Origin of the sequence: Methylobacterium isbiliense (genome assembly GCF_022179325.1) — a bacterium.
GTDB classification, from domain to species: domain Bacteria; phylum Pseudomonadota; class Alphaproteobacteria; order Rhizobiales; family Beijerinckiaceae; genus Methylobacterium; species Methylobacterium isbiliense.
The window spans coordinates 14,738-28,834 of record NZ_BPQQ01000058.1 but is presented as its reverse complement, the minus strand read 5'-3'; the positions used below and the strand labels follow the sequence as shown (position 1 = coordinate 28,834).

The window sequence follows — 14,097 nt, the reverse complement described above, 5'->3', positions numbered from 1 at the left end:
TCCCCTTCGCATCGAGGCTGATGTGGTGTCCCTGCGCAACATCCTGTCGATCAAGCGGGCGTTCCGGTCCGAGGAGGCCCGCAGCCTGGTGGAATCCGGCCTGTTCGACGCCGCCTGGTACCAGAAGCGCTACCCCGACGTCCGGGCCGCCCGCCGCGGGCCGATCTCCCACTACCTCGCCTCAGGCGCCGCGGAGGGCCGTTGGCCCAACCCGCTGTTCGATCCCGTCTGGTACGCGGCCACCTACCCGGAGGCCGTGCAGGACGGCACGCTGGCGATCCTGTCCTACCTGCGCGACGGGCTCGCCGCCGGCCGGCGGGCGAACCCAGTCTTCGACACCCGCTGGTACACCGAGCGCTACCCGGACGTGCTGCAGTTCGGTCAGCACCCGCTGATCCACTATCTCCGGCACGGGGTGCAGGACGGCCGGGACCCGAGCCCCGACTTCAGCACCCTCTGGTACCTGGAGCAGAATCCGGACGTCCGGGCGGCCGGCGAGCATCCCCTCGTCCACTACCTGCATTTCGGGATGCGGGAGGGGCGCCTCGCGGCGCCGCTCCATGCAGGCGACCGGGCGGCCGTCCACCTGATCGAGCCGATCATCCGCCTGGAGATGATGCAGCCGCGGGAGCGGGAGGCCGCCCCCTGTCCGGTCGACCCGGCCCTGGACGCCCTCGCCGGCGCGGTCGCGGCGGTGCGGCGCCTCGATCCGCAGGCCCGCTTCATCGACGCCACCTATCCGGACCACATCCTCCCGAGCCTCGTGCCCCAGGCCGCGGTCGCCGCGCCCGCCGCGCTGCTCGCCCGGGAGGACCGGGCGCGGTTCTACGCCGGCTTCCACCAGCAGGGCGGGCACCAGCCGATCTTCGTCGGCGGCCTGCCGCACAGCCCCGCGGCGCATGAATGGGCCTATGTCGGCACCTGCGAGGGACTGCCCCGCCGCCTCGGGCCGGCCCTGGCGCTGCGCTCCTTCCTGGTGCGGGACGAGCCCGGCCGCATCGCCGACGCGCTTGCGGGCGCGGGGCCGGCCGGGGTCGAGCGGATCGATCTTGGCCCGGTCGGCGCGGACGGGCTGCAGGTCGCGGCCCTGGTCGGTCCGGGACGGCGGACGGTTCCCCTCGACCCCGCGGACGCGCCGCCCGCCCCCGACCGCATCCTGCTCCTGCCCCGGCATCTCGTCTGCGCCTCCGGCACCGCCGAGACGTCGGGAGATTATTCCTGGATCTGGTGCGGCCCGGACCGGATCCTGCGCCTCGCGCTCGGGCGCCGGCCCTTCGCTCGGACGACGCTCGGGCTCGCCTTCCAGGCCATCGATGCCGGCATCGCCTCCCGCTGCCGCGATCTGCTGCGCTTCCAGATCAACGGCCGGGCCGTCGAGGCGGCCATCGCCGTCGCGGGCCAGGACGGGGCGGTGCTCCTCAGGCTCCCGCCGGGCGACGCGGACGAGCCGCTGGTCCTGTCGATCGGCTGCCGCGAGGGCGTCCGGCCGCCGGGCGACGGACGCCTGCTCACGATGCACGTCACGGCCGTGACCTTGACGCCCGCCGGGCCGCGCCCGTCGTCCCAGGAGACCGCAGCCCGATGAGCCGCACCGCGACCCTCGGGGCAGGACCCCGGATCCTGGTCGTCTCGCCCATGGCCTCCCACCCGCCCAACCAGGGCAACTCGCTGCGCCTCCTGGCGTTCAACCGCGAATTGATGGCGCGCGGGGCACGCATCGACCTCGTGTATTACGGGATGGAGGGGCTGACCCCGGACGCCGAGGCGGCGATGCGGGCGGCCTGGAACGACTTCATCTTCGTGCCGAGCCGGCCGCTCGGCCGGCCATCCTACGCGACCTCCTGGGGCATCGACGACTGGTGTTCCGATGCGCTCTGCGAGGCCGTCGACCGGCTCGCCGCCGAGCGGCGCTACGACGCGATCATCGTGAACTACACCTGGATGTCGCGGGTGCTGGAGGTCTGCGACGTCCCGGTCAAGGTCATCGACACCCACGACATGTTCGCCGACCGGCGCGACAAGATGGCGGAGGCCGGGCTCGACCCGCGCTGGTTCTTCACCTCGGTGGCCGAGGAGCGCAAGGCCTTCGCCCGCGCCGACGTCGTGATCGGCATCCAGGATGCGGAGAGCGCCCTGATCGCCGAGCGGTTCGAGGGCCGGGTCATGACCGTCGGACACCCCCTCGACCTCGGCTTCCTGCTCGCGCCATCCGATCCGGACCGGCCGCTGCCGTTCGGCTACTTCGCGAGCGGCAATCCCTGGAACAAGCGCTCGGCCCTGGCGCTCGACGCGGCGCTCGCCGCCCGCCCCTACCGGAACTGGGCCATCGCCGGGACGATCTGCGAGAGCGGGCTGCGCCTGCGGACCGCCCCGCTCGAACTCGGCCGCCTCGATCACCCGCGCGACTTCTACGACCACGTCGCCTGCGTGGTGAACCCGATGATCGGCGGCACGGGGCTCAAGATCAAGACGATCGAGGCGCTCTCCTATGGCCGGCCGGTCATCGGCACCACGGCGGCCTTCGAGGGCCTGCGGCCCGCCCACCCGTTCCACACCTTCGCGACTGCCGAGGCGCTGGCCGACGGCATGCAGGACTACGCGGCGAGCCCGTCGCTGGCGGCAGAGGTGGCCGGAGCGAGCCGCACGCTCGCCATCGCCTACGCGGACGAGGTCGCCCGACAATTCGACACGTTGATCGGTTCCATCAAGGATGTCTGCCATGATCGCCGAAGCCAGGGCCGCCAAGAGCCCGTCTGAGAACAGCCCGTCTGAGAAGAGCCCGTCCGAGCCCCTGGCGGGCGCCTCGCCCGCCGACCGGTTCCCGTTCGACCGCGGGCGCATCGTGCCCGGCCGGATCCTCCTGACCGCCCGGGAGGAGATCCGCGTCTCCGAGCCCCTGCTCGCGCTCGTCGAGGGCATCGAGATCGGCCGCAGCGCTCTGCCGGGTGCCTGCGCGGCAGGCGAGGAGGTGGCGATCCCGATCCGGCGCTTCCCGTTCGTCGCGCTGCCGTGCGAGATCCGCTTCTCCGGCGAGGACGGCCTCGACGTGGCGCCCGCCCTCCCGGTCGCCTCGGCGGCCGAGGCGGTGCGGCTCGCCGGCCCCGGGGAAGTAACGTGCGACGGGCTGCGGATCGAGAACGGGATCGTGACCGGCACGGCCACCAACGCGATCAACGGACTCGCGATGCCGGTGCTGCTCGCCAAGATCAACGAGGTCGTGCGGCAGGTCCAAGTCGGGCCCCTGCGCCTGCGCGACGAGGGCGGCAGCACCTGCCGGATCTCGCTCAGCCTCGACGCCGGCGACCTGACCGAGACGGGCGCGAGCCTCAGCATTCACACGCTGCCGAGCTTCGAACCGATCGCCCATCTCCAGTTCGCCCGCACCGAACGGGATGCTTTGGCAGAGGCCGTGACGCGGCTGGAGGCGAAGGTGGCGCAGCTCGCTGCCCGGGCGCGGATCGATGCGGCCGGCCACCGCCGCTTCCTGGAGGAGGCGGTCGCGCGCCAGCAGACGCGCCTCGACGACGTCATCGAATACTTCGCGGCGCTCGTCTACGACCGCGGCGCGCAGGCGCCGGGCGACCCGCTCGCCGCGGCCGAGATCGATCAGACGATCCGGACCTTCTACGAGACCATCCGGCAGCCGCGCAGCGGGCGGACTGCTCCGCAGGCCCGGGATATCGTGCCGCTCGCGCCGGCGCACGCGGCCTACGGCGACGACTGGTACAGGCTTGAGGCCTACGGCGACACGCCGCCTTTCCGCTGGATGCCGCAGGCCGCCACGCTGTTCAACCCGGCCGCGGACCGGCGCGTGACCGGCCTGCTGGTGAGCGTGTTCTCGTATGTCGGCGACACGCGGCCCGACCTCTTCCTGGCGCTTGATGATGGGGAAGCGCTGCTTGGCGAGCCGCTCGGCCTGATCAACGGGCGCAGCTACACTCTCCGGTTCGCCCTCCCGGCTCCGCGCCATTTCGGCGTGGCGAGGTTGACCGCCAGCTGTGCCCTGCGCCCAAGCGACATCGACAAGGCGTCGTCCGACACCCGGCTGCTGTCGTTCGGCATCACGGGAGTCAGGCTGCTGTTGGAGGCAGAGGATGCGGACGGGTCCGAAAATCCTTCTGGCTGAGCGCGACTCGGCTCACGGTCTTGCCCACTGGGTGGGGTTGGGATTGCCCTGGATTGGTGGACACCGAGAGCGCTTTCGCGTGAGGTGTTTTAGCCATGCCGAGAACCCGTCCCCCGTCCCCGGCGGAGTTCCGCCGCCAGATGGTCGAGCTGGTCTGCGCCGGGCGCGATCCGACCGACCTCGCCCGTGAGTTCGAGCCGTCGGCCCAAGCCATCCGCAATTGGGTGGCCGAGGCCGATCGCCAGGAAGGCCGCCGCGAGGCCAAGCCCTCTGGCGCTGAGGCTGCTCTCTCCGCGACGGAGCGCGAGGAGTTGCTTCGGTTGCGGCGCGAGAACCGTCAGTTGAAGCTGGAGCGCGACATCCTCTCTCGCGCGACAGCCTGGTTTGCGCGCGAGACCGGAGTTCTGCCGTCGGGATCTTCCGGTTCATGAGCGAGAACCAAGCGCACTCACTCCCGGCCCGAGGCCCGCATGGCCCTCTTCAGCTACCTCGAAGGCTTCTACAACCCAGTGCGGCGACACTCCGCCCTGGGCTACCGCTCACCCGTCGTCTACGAACAGGAGCATCGCCCAAAACCCGCAACCGAGACCCTGGTCACCCAAGCCCCGTAACCGTCCACAGAAACCGGGCAACCCCAATCCCAATCCCAAGGTGGCGCTTGCTGCCCGGCTTGCCCCGGTCGGTTGGGTTCGGGCCCGTCGCTGCGCCCCCTTTTGGCGGGCAGGCTGGCGCTGTCGAGGGCGGCGCGCGACCAGTCGAGTGCATCAGCATCCTGAAGCCGCTCCAGCAACGCACGATGCAGGGCGGCCCAGACGCCGGCTGCCTGCCACGCCCCCAAACGCCGCCAACTCGCCTTGCCGCTGCAGCCCACCTCGGACCGCGGCAGGTGTTGCCACTGCATGCCGGTGCGCAGAACCAAGATGATGCCCGCCATCGCGGCACGATCCGAAGCGCGCGGCCGCCCACCCTTCGGCTTCTCAGGTTCGGGTGGCAGAAGCGGCGCGATCACCGCCCAGAGGTCGTCGGGTACGAGAGCGTCCATGCCCTCCCAACCCGCTCACCCAGGTTTTGTCCAACGCTCTTAGCCATTTCTGTACGAAGCCTCACTGTTGCGCCACGGCTACTGACAATGGTTTCGTCATGGCCTAGTTGTTGCCGATGAACATCGGAAAGGCCGCAGTATCGAGTCTTGTTGATGGTGGAACTGGTATTGCGTCTTATATAGAGAGTCAAAAATATGACTGAAGAAATCACAAGTACCCCACCAAATATTCCAATTATCATACTACATAAGGGGGATCATGAATATCTCTCCGCCTGTTTAGAGGCGTTATCTCGCTGCGAGCGTCGTGTTATAATTCTTGGCGATGCCTCAAACGCGGCATCTGCGCTAAGATTTGGTGCTGAACATTTCGACATTGCAGATTATACGCCTCTAGACTGGGGTGATGAGTTCGTTTATAAGCACAATAGTAGGTACGATGCCAATTTCGAGCGATTTTGCTTCGAACGTTTTTTGGTGATCCGCAACTTCGTATGCAGCCACGATATTAACAAATTTATTTATATCGACAGCGATATTGTAATAATGAACAAGAAAATCCTTGAGAATTTCGATTCTTACATGTTGAGCTATGACCTTGCTTGCTTGAGCAAGGTCTCGACTTTCTTCGCAGGATGGTCGAAAAATCTATTTAACGCATTTGTTGAAAGTTTTCGCTACTACTTTCCTAGCGAGCCGTGGGGAGATCGGCATTGTGACATGAACGCTTTACGGAAGTTTATCGACTTGCACTGGTCGCACAATATGAAATACGATATAGCAGAAGAATTGAGAGCTTACTGCGAGAGCTGCTATTCCTTTGATCCAAATTACGGATTTGCTCCTTTTATGATGAAGCATTTACAAACATGGGATTATGAGAAAGTATCGACCGCTGAGATCGATTTGAATGAGATGATTTACAGTGATGGGAAGACGCATTATATCTCTGTTGATTGTTATCTTGTAGAGCTGGACTTCGTGCATCTCAATGGTTTCAGCAAGAAATTCGCGTCGTATTTTCGCGATGTAGTCACTGGCAGACACCACAATCCCAAAGTGGAAAAACTGGCTCGATTGCCATCTGCGGCGTCAGTGGAAAAGTGAAACGGCCTGCTTGGGATACAGTTAGCTCCTCTGCTCTGCTCCGGCAGTGCTCCGCTTCAAAACAGGCTAAACGTATGATATCCGTCGTAGATGCCCTCCGCCAGTACGTCGGCCTGACGTCTGGACGGACCGTGCACCAAACCGAGGGCGCTCCGTGACGATTACCCCACCGACGATGACTACTCAGTTCGACCGGATGATCAGCCTTGGTGTTGACTGCCGCGTTCGATACCAGATCTCCCGAAGACTATACGAGAGTTCGCGCAGCAATCCTAATGATTTCGCTTTTCACACCGATTTATTCAGCCAACAGGCTGTCACACAACCTCACGGTGCCTTTTTTTTCGACTGGTTAGTGACGCCTATGACTGCTGTTCTTGAAACAGGTCGGACACGCTTTGCTGATTGTTTTGATTATGAATCCTTAAAGGTTGCGACACCGTCAATTGTTGAACACAAGAGACTCGGTATAAAATACGTACATAATTTTCACGATCTGATTATCGACCAACCGCTTGACATTGAAGAATATAAGATGCAATCGTCTAAGATTTAATATCTCGCCAATAAGCAGATGACTGCCTATGCAGATCGGAATCTAAGTACTTTGTACGTTCGTTGCGGAGCAACTTATGATGAATGTGTTGTTTTTTGTGACATATTGCGCGATGTGTACGATGCAAAAAATTTCGCAATATTGAACGTTTTAATGGATGAGAAGCCACGTGGGTTTATCGACGAGACAAACTCTATCTGTGCTTACGAGATAAGCAATGTGGTGAATAAGCCTCATGATGATTATTGGATGGGAGATGATGTGGCATGGCAGGGAATGCTGCGCCGATTTCATGTAAAAACGCTTTCTGAATCAGCAATTCCGTCGGAGGGGGCGGCGTAAGTCTCACAAAACTATGGAATAAATTTGCGAAAAATTCGAGTTCAGCTTGGCGCTACGCGGGCATTTTGACGTCAGATGACGGTTCGAAGCACCTGTGGTGGTGCGAGCACCGGACGAGTGGGACAACGTGGACGAACAACTGCCCGCTGCTCTCTAGTGCACTGACTCATTCTGATGGTGCAGCTTGGCTGTTGTGGATGGCGGCTGCGGACTTGGTCCGGACGAAGGGCCTGGGCCGCTGGTTGTGCTCGGCGATGGTGCGCTTGATCGCGGCCTGCAGGTCGACGACCCCCGTGAAGGTGCCGCGCCGCAGCCGCCGACGTGATAGCGCCGAGAAGAAGCCCTCGACCGCGTTGAGCCAGGAAGCGGAGGTTGGGGTGAAGTGGAACACCCAGCGCGGGTGACGCGACAGCCAGGTCCGCACCTTCGCGTGGGTGTGCGTGCGATAGTTGTCGAGCACCACGTGGATGACCTTACCGGCCGGCACCGCCGCCTCGACGGCGTTGAGGAAACGCAGGAACTCCTCGTGGCGATGGCGCTGCATGCAGCGGCCGATCACCGTGCCCTCCAGCACGTTGAGTGCCGCAAACAGTGTCGTGGTGCCGTGGCGGACATAGTCGTGGGTGCGCGTGGCTGGGCGTCCTGGTGCGAGCAGGCGATCGGGCCGGGTGCGTTCGAGGGCCTGAATTTGGCTCTTCTCGTCCACGGACAGCACCACCGCATGGCGCGGCGGATCCAGGTAGAGGCCCACGATGTCCTCCACCTTCGTATGCGGTGTTCTCAGGCCACGGCCTTGGCCGTGGGCGTGGCGGGGAAGGTCCAGGGCAGCAGCTCGTCGAGGCGGCTGTTAGGGTGGCCCTCGACGATGCGGGTGATCACGTCAGCGAGGTAGGCGCGCGGCTCGACGCTGACGAGTTTGCACGTCTCCACCAGCGAGGCGATCACCGCCCAGTGCTCCGCCCCGCCATCCGAACCGGCGAAGAGAGCGTTCTTTCTCGTCAGGGCCAGGGGCCGGATGGCGCGCTCCACCACGTTCGAGTCGATCTCGACCCGCCCGTCAGTGAGGAACAGGCTCAGCCCCGCCCAGCGGCTCAGGGCATAGCGGATCGCCTCGGCCAGCTTGCTCTTCTGGCTGATCAGCCCGAGCTTTTCGCGCAGCCACGGCTCCAGAGCCTTGAGGATCGGGCGGCTGCGCGCCTGCCGTGCGGCGCGGCGCTCCTCGGCCGGGCGGCCGCGGATCTCGGCCTCGATCCGGTAGAGCCGCGCGATGCGCGCCAACGCCTCGACCGCGATCGGCCCGTCCAGATCGTAGAAGGCCCGACGCACATGGCTCCAGCAGAAGGCCAAGTGCACCTCGCCCCGCTTCGCAAGCGCCTTGTAGCCCTCGTAGCCATCCACCTGCAGCACGCCCCGGAAGCCGGAGAGGTGCGTGATCGGCCGCTCGGCCGTGCGATCGGGCGCGTAGACGTAGGCGACGCCGGGTGGGCCGGCTCCGCCCCAGGGCCGATCGTCCCTCGCGTAGGCCCAGAGCTGCCCCGTCTTCGTGCGACCTCGACCCGGGTCGAGCACCGGTGCCGTGGTCTCGTCGGCGAACAGCTTCTCCGACCGCTTCAGCGTCTCGAGCAGCCGCTCGTGGACGGGGCGGAGCAGGAAGGCTGCACGCCCGACCCAGTCGGCGAGCGTCGAGCGGTCGAGGTGAACGCCTTGGCGGGCGAGGATCTGCGCCTGCCGGTAGAGCGGCAGGTGATCGGCGTACTTGGAGACGAGGACCTGCGCGACGAGGTCGTCGGTGGGCAAGCCGCCCTCGATCAGCCGGGCGGGCGCGGGGGCCTGCACGACGACGTCCTCGCAGGCGCGGCAAGCGTAGCGCGGGCGCCGGATCACGATCACTCGCACCTGGGCCGGCACCACGTCGAGGCGCTCGGACACGTCCTCGCCGATCCAATGTAGGCTGCCCGAGCAACAGGGACAGACGGTGCTCTCGACGTCGACCACGCGCTCGACGCGCGGCAGGTGGGCGGGCAAGGCGCCCCGGTTCGCGCGTCGCCGCGTCGTGCGCTCGGCCTTCACCGCCGGTGCGCTCTCCTCGGTGGCGTGGCCAGCGGCTTCGACCTGCTCGGCCTCTTCCAGACCGAGCAGGAGCTGGTCCTCGGGCAGGCTCTCGGCGCGGCGCCCGAAACGGTGACGCTGCATGGCCTTGATGATCTGGCGCAGCCGCTCGTTCTCGGCCCGCTCCTCGGCGAGCAGCACCTTGAGCGACTCGGGATCGTCGGGCGAGGGTGAAGCAGAGGCAGCCACGAAGCCGATTAGAGCAGATCCATCAGCCGCTTACCAGCGTACGAACGTCGGCTCGCTTCCTTTTTGTTCAACCTGCCACCGTCGGCGCGGTCACCTCATGGGCCTCGTGCACGCGCTTCCAGTTCAGCCCCTCGAGCAGGGCCGAGAGCTGGGCCGCCGTGAGCCGCACGACGCCGTCCTCGATCCTCGGCCAGCAGAACTGGCCGGCCTCCAGACGCTTGGCCACCAGAACCACGCCGCTGCCGTCCCAGAACAGAAGCTTGATTCTGTCCGCCCGCTTCGAGCGGAACACATAAACGGTGCCGGAGAACGGATCAGTGCCCAGGGCATCGCGCACCAGCACGGCCAGTCCATCAGCGCCCTTGCGGAAATCCACCGGCCGCGTCGCCAGCATCACGCGGACTATGCCGGAGGGCCCGATCATGCCGGGGCCTTCAGCGCCCGGATCACCGCCGCGATCTGCGCCTCGCTCGCCTCCGGCCCGACCCGCACCGTGGCGCCCGCCACCGCGATCTCGATCCCGGCGAAGGCGGCAGATCGAGGTGAAGGGACGCTCAGATCGACCTGCGCCGGCTGCGGCAGGTCCGGCGCCAGCACGGCTGGCACGAACCGCAACTCGGCCGTCACCGCCTGACGCGCCAAGCGCCGCCAGGTGAACAGCTGCGAGGCGCTCAATCCATGCCGGCGTGCCACCGCGCTGATCGAGGTGTGGGGCGCCTCGCTCTCGGCGACGATCGCCGCCTTCTCCGCTTCAGACCACGTCCGCCGCCGGCCAGTCCCGGTGAACAGCTCCAAGCGCCGCACCGGCTCCGACATAGCCATACGCCCTGACATCGACATAGAACGGAGCTCCCCACCCGCTCCGTATCCCACGCTCAGCCGAGCCGCCGAAAGGTGCCCCCCAAGACGACGGTTACCCACCTTCTCGGCGAAGGCGGGGTCTGTTGAGGGCTTGAAGCTGCGCACCCGGTGCGGCTGCAGGCGATGCTCCTGCCAGATGCGCTGGACCGAGCGCAGCGAGATGCCGGTCGCCGCTGCGACGGCGCGGCCAGTCCAGTGGGTGACCTCACCGGGCGGCTCGGAGCAGGTGAGGGCCAGCACCTCGGCGACGGTGCTGGTGGAGTGGGGCGGCTTGCCGGGCGGGTCTTGTCGCGCAGCAGGCCCTCGACACCCTCCTCGGCGTGCTGCTGCCAGCGCCAGACGGCAGTTCGGCTGACACCGGCTTGGTGAGCGACTTCCAAGACGGGCAGGCGTTCGGCCGAGAGCAGGACGATGTGGGCACGCTGGATGTGCTTGAGGGGGCGAGCACGATCCTGGCTGATCGCGCGCAGCCGTGCCTTCTCGGCCTCGGTGGGGATCACGCAGACAGTCTGAGCCATGCCTCAGACTCGCATGGCTCATGCCCAATAGGAACCTTCCGTATGCGTCAGTGCACTAGGTCAGAACATATAATACAAGAGAAGGTTCGTCGTTGCAAAAAAGATCCCGAGTCAACGGTTGAGATCAGATTTTTAAGACATAAAGCAAATTTGTGCTCCTCTGCTGAAAATGCAAGGAAGAAATTTGCGCTAGATCCTTGCATTTTTGGTAGCTTTCTAAGAGTCCGTCCGATAACTCAGGCTGAGCGGGCAAGACGTCGGACGAGGATCATGACAGCTGTCGCGTAGAGGAAGACATTGGCTGAGGCGAGGGTCGCCTCCGGATCCTTCCAGAGGCAGCGGTTGCGACTGATCCAGGCGAAGAAGCGTTCAACGACCCACCTGCGGGGCTGCACGGCGAAGCCGACCTGTCCGGGCGGCTTGCGCACGATCTCGACCTCGATGATGGTCGCCGCTGCGAGTGCGTCTCCGGCGTAGCCTGCATCCGCGAACGCCTTGGCGATGAACGGAAACAGGCGCCGCGACAGGCGGAGCGCCGGCCCTGCGCCATCGCGATCCTGAACGCCCGCGGGCTGCGGCTCCAGCACGAGGGCGCGGCCGTCCGTGTCCACCAGAGCCTGACGTTTGCGGCCCTTCACCTTCTTGCCCGCGTCGTAGCCGCGTGGGCCGCCGCTTTCGGTGGTCTTGATGCTCTGGCTGTCGAGCACGGCGGCTGTCGGGGAGGCCTCCCGCCCGGTGCGCTCCCGGTCAGCCATCACGAGATGATGGATGATCCGCGCGAACACTCCCTGATCGCGCCAGCGGCTGAAGTAGCCGTAGGTGGTCGAGCGCGGCGGCAGGTCCTTGGGGATCAGCCGCCAAGCGATACCGCCACGCAGGACAGAGAAGATCGCGTTCAGGATCTCGCGCATCGACCAGATCGGCGGGCGACCACAAGGGGCCGGGGCAGGCAGGAGCGGACGGATCACCGCCCACTCCGCGTCGGTGAGGTCGGTTTCGTAGCGCAGCCCCGTGCGGCTATGCCGCCGCCGGGTGGTCGGGGTCCACATGGCAGGTCCGGTTCAGGCTTCAGCACCCTCCCGGAATCACCGCCATCCCGGCTACCCAACCCACCCAAGCACCTTATCGGACGGGCTCTAAGAGTCAGTACGTCAGCTCAGAACGGAACCAATCCGAGATCACGGGGCCTGGCGTGGCAGGGATGCTTGGGTCGCGGAAGACCATAATTGAGCCCCATGGAGGAACTTGATTCGTTCCACCCATGTGACGCGGTCGCGCAAAATCAAGCACCCATGGAGACATAAAGCGCTCGTACTCCGAGATGGCACGTCCCTTTGTGAACAGACCGCCGCGGACCTCTTCTCCTAAGAGGAAGTTCTCCTCGGTGCTCTCAATCAGCATGACAAAGCCGCCCTTAGCGACCCGCTTCATCTCGCCGACAGTCTCAATTACTTCAGGGTCGGTCATGTGATGAAGAACAGTGCAGATGAAGGCGAAAGCTGCCTCCCCATCACTTAGTGGTACAGAACTAAGCGTATCAATCTTCGTTATTTCATGAGTCTTTGCAAGTTCGTCGCCAAAACGAATGAACTGCTCCTCGCGCTCGAAACCTACGGCTTTGTCAAAAAATTCCTCAAGCATCGGTGTTAGGCGACCGTAACCTGCTCCAAAATCTGCGCCGATGCACCGATTAGGTAGGCGAGACAGTATTTTACGCATGGATGCACGAAAATATCTATTCTCATAAGTCGTTTGGATGGCGAGAGAGGGCCCTTCGAAGCTATTTACGTGCTTAAGCTCCCATCCGGTCATCTGTTTATTCCTCATAATTTACTGTGCGCCTGGTTGATTTGCCAATTAGATAGTAAATCAACCGACGCCTTCTATCACGCCTGCCGGCAGTTGCAAGCTTGGCAAGCGCTTGCATTGCCTTGGCACTGTGTCGGCGGTGATGCGTTTGTGCTCCGTAGCGACTGCCACGGGATGCGCCGATGGCGCAGGCTTGGTCCGATACGGATCTCGATGCGTAGCTGGCGCCGGTCCTGGCAGCAATGGGACGCAAGGTGAGCCCCAGGGCTATCGCATTTGTCCGATGACGGATCGTGCGAAGGCGTCGGACCATCCGGCCCGCTTTCGCTTGCGTCGGATGGAGATGTCGGGCCTTGCAGCCCTGAGGACGTTGAGTGCGAGCTTTCGGATGATGGCGAGGTTTTCCGGCGCGTGGTTCTTTCGGGCTCGGGCGTCGTCCTCGCGGAAGGCAGTGTCGAGGACCCAATGGAGGCCGTTCTCGATGGCCCAGTGACCGCGCACGGCCTTGGCGAACGCCGCCGCGGAGAGGCGGGCCGAGGAGAGATAGTAGCGGGTCGAGGTGGTGGTCTTGCCGTCGCGTTCGACGGTCGCGCCGATCCGGCCGAGGGTGGCCAGAGCCGGCATGGTCGGCCGATTGGGATCCTTGTCGTCGGGCAACAGCCAGCCGACGTCGTGGACCACGTCGTGCCGGCGGATCTCCAGACGGACGTGGTCGGCATCGGTGGTTTCCAACGTCTCGGCCGGCTCGCTCGCCGGGTCGGCAAAGAAGGTCTCGACGTCGGCGTGGGTCGCGGGCCGGTTCTTCTTGAGCGCGAAGAGATAGTCGCCGCCGCGTTCCAGCACGAGGCGCGCCGTCTCGCTCTGGCAGTGGATGGCGTCGGCGGTGACGAGCATGCCCCGGATGTCGACGATGGCGAGCAGGGCGTGGGCGGCGGTGATCTCGTTGCCGCCCTCCGGCACCGCCTTCTGGCCGAGCACCAGCCCGGCCTCGCCGGCGAAGGCCGTGACCACATGCAGTGCGCTCTTGCCCGCGGCGCGGTCGAAGGAGCGCCGGAGTGTCTTGCCGTCGATGGCGATCATCCCCGCACCCTCCGACCCGAGATCGTCCAGAAACCGGGCGAAGCAGTCCGACAGGGCAGCGGGATCGATCAGGCGGAACAGCCGCGAGAACGTGTCGTGGCTGGGCAAGCCGTTCGGAAGGCTCAGGACCTCCCGGAACAACGCCTCCCGATCCTCGGCAAAATCGGCAATGTCGACGCAGCTCTCGCAGCCGCAGAGCGACGCCGTCAGCGCGATCACAAGCAGATCGAGCAGGTCATGGCGCGTGGCATTGCCCGTCCGAGGGTCCGGCACAGCGCTCAGGATCGTGATCAGTGACAGCATCGGCTCATCCAATCGAACCGAAGACAGAACCCATCTCGACCCAGCCCGCTACCCC

Annotated in this window: 13 protein-coding genes and 3 pseudogenes; 7 read left to right on the top strand and 9 right to left on the bottom strand. The window is 64.8% G+C overall.

Annotated features, from left to right (window positions below; all coding sequences use genetic code 11):
- Positions 1 to 25: 25 nt before the first annotated feature.
- The 4 genes from MFF61_RS22595 (at position 26) to MFF61_RS22580 (ending at position 4,557) form a co-directional block, all read left to right on the top strand.
- A complete protein-coding gene (locus tag MFF61_RS22595; protein WP_238239079.1) occupies positions 26 to 1,585 on the top strand; it encodes a hypothetical protein in 1,560 nt (519 codons plus the stop codon).
- Positions 1,582 to 2,757, top strand: a complete 1,176-nt coding sequence (locus tag MFF61_RS22590) for a glycosyltransferase (RefSeq protein ID WP_238239077.1) — start codon at positions 1,582 to 1,584, stop codon at positions 2,755 to 2,757. The genes MFF61_RS22595 and MFF61_RS22590 overlap by 4 nt, the downstream gene beginning before the upstream one ends.
- Positions 2,720 to 4,126 carry a hypothetical protein gene (locus tag MFF61_RS22585; RefSeq protein WP_238239074.1) on the top strand — a complete coding sequence of 469 codons (1,407 nt, stop codon included), beginning with the start codon at positions 2,720 to 2,722 and terminating at the stop codon, positions 4,124 to 4,126. Before MFF61_RS22590 ends, MFF61_RS22585 begins: the two co-directional genes overlap by 38 nt.
- A gap of 140 nt (positions 4,127 to 4,266) precedes the next feature.
- The gene (locus MFF61_RS22580) at positions 4,267 to 4,557 is read left to right on the top strand and encodes a hypothetical protein (protein WP_238239072.1); all 291 of its coding nucleotides are present in this window, start codon (positions 4,267 to 4,269) and stop codon (positions 4,555 to 4,557) included.
- Between the two features lie 217 nt (positions 4,558 to 4,774).
- On the opposite strand, the pseudogene MFF61_RS22575 reads toward MFF61_RS22580, so the two are convergent.
- Positions 4,775 to 5,168 (bottom strand): annotated as a pseudogene (locus MFF61_RS22575) (transposase); the annotation flags it as partial.
- Positions 5,169 to 5,363: 195 nt separating this feature from the next.
- Here MFF61_RS22575 and MFF61_RS22570 point away from each other — a divergent pair.
- The 3 genes from MFF61_RS22570 to MFF61_RS22560 all read left to right on the top strand — a co-directional run bounded on the left by MFF61_RS22570 (position 5,364) and on the right by MFF61_RS22560 (position 7,173).
- The gene (locus tag MFF61_RS22570) at positions 5,364 to 6,275 is read left to right on the top strand and encodes a hypothetical protein (protein ID WP_238239069.1); all 912 of its coding nucleotides are present in this window, start codon (positions 5,364 to 5,366) and stop codon (positions 6,273 to 6,275) included.
- Between the two features lie 154 nt (positions 6,276 to 6,429).
- Positions 6,430 to 6,831 carry a hypothetical protein gene (locus MFF61_RS22565; protein ID WP_238239067.1) on the top strand — a complete coding sequence of 134 codons (402 nt, stop codon included), beginning with the start codon at positions 6,430 to 6,432 and terminating at the stop codon, positions 6,829 to 6,831.
- An 18-nt stretch (positions 6,832 to 6,849) separates the two neighbouring features.
- Positions 6,850 to 7,173 carry a hypothetical protein gene (locus MFF61_RS22560; protein ID WP_238239058.1) on the top strand — a complete coding sequence of 108 codons (324 nt, stop codon included), beginning with the start codon at positions 6,850 to 6,852 and terminating at the stop codon, positions 7,171 to 7,173.
- Between the two features lie 166 nt (positions 7,174 to 7,339).
- Here the strand turns inward: MFF61_RS22560 and MFF61_RS22555 are convergent.
- The 8 genes and pseudogenes from MFF61_RS22555 to MFF61_RS22520 all read right to left on the bottom strand — a co-directional run.
- A pseudogene (locus MFF61_RS22555) lies at positions 7,340 to 7,939 on the bottom strand (IS630 family transposase); the annotation flags it as partial.
- A 14-nt stretch (positions 7,940 to 7,953) separates the two neighbouring features.
- Positions 7,954 to 9,471: an IS66 family transposase gene (tnpC, locus tag MFF61_RS22550; protein ID WP_238239055.1), complete on the bottom strand. Its 1,518-nt coding sequence runs from the start codon at positions 9,469 to 9,471 to the stop codon at positions 7,954 to 7,956.
- Positions 9,472 to 9,538: 67 nt separating this feature from the next.
- Entirely contained in the window at positions 9,539 to 9,895 is a 357-nt protein-coding gene (gene tnpB, locus MFF61_RS22545; RefSeq protein ID WP_238239052.1) for an IS66 family insertion sequence element accessory protein TnpB, read from the bottom strand.
- A complete protein-coding gene (tnpA, locus tag MFF61_RS22540; protein ID WP_238239651.1) occupies positions 9,892 to 10,275 on the bottom strand; it encodes an IS66-like element accessory protein TnpA in 384 nt (127 codons plus the stop codon). Before tnpA ends, tnpB begins: the two co-directional genes overlap by 4 nt.
- A gap of 114 nt (positions 10,276 to 10,389) precedes the next feature.
- A pseudogene (locus MFF61_RS22535) lies at positions 10,390 to 10,850 on the bottom strand (helix-turn-helix domain-containing protein); the annotation flags it as partial.
- Positions 10,851 to 11,086: 236 nt separating this feature from the next.
- Positions 11,087 to 11,899, bottom strand: coding sequence for an IS5 family transposase (locus tag MFF61_RS22530; RefSeq protein ID WP_238239050.1), 813 nt, complete (start codon positions 11,897 to 11,899; stop codon positions 11,087 to 11,089).
- A 94-nt stretch (positions 11,900 to 11,993) separates the two neighbouring features.
- A complete protein-coding gene (locus tag MFF61_RS22525; RefSeq protein ID WP_238239047.1) occupies positions 11,994 to 12,662 on the bottom strand; it encodes a class I SAM-dependent methyltransferase in 669 nt (222 codons plus the stop codon).
- A 264-nt stretch (positions 12,663 to 12,926) separates the two neighbouring features.
- Entirely contained in the window at positions 12,927 to 14,042 is a 1,116-nt protein-coding gene (locus MFF61_RS22520; RefSeq protein WP_238239044.1) for an ISAs1 family transposase, read from the bottom strand.
- Positions 14,043 to 14,097: the final 55 nt, after the last annotated feature.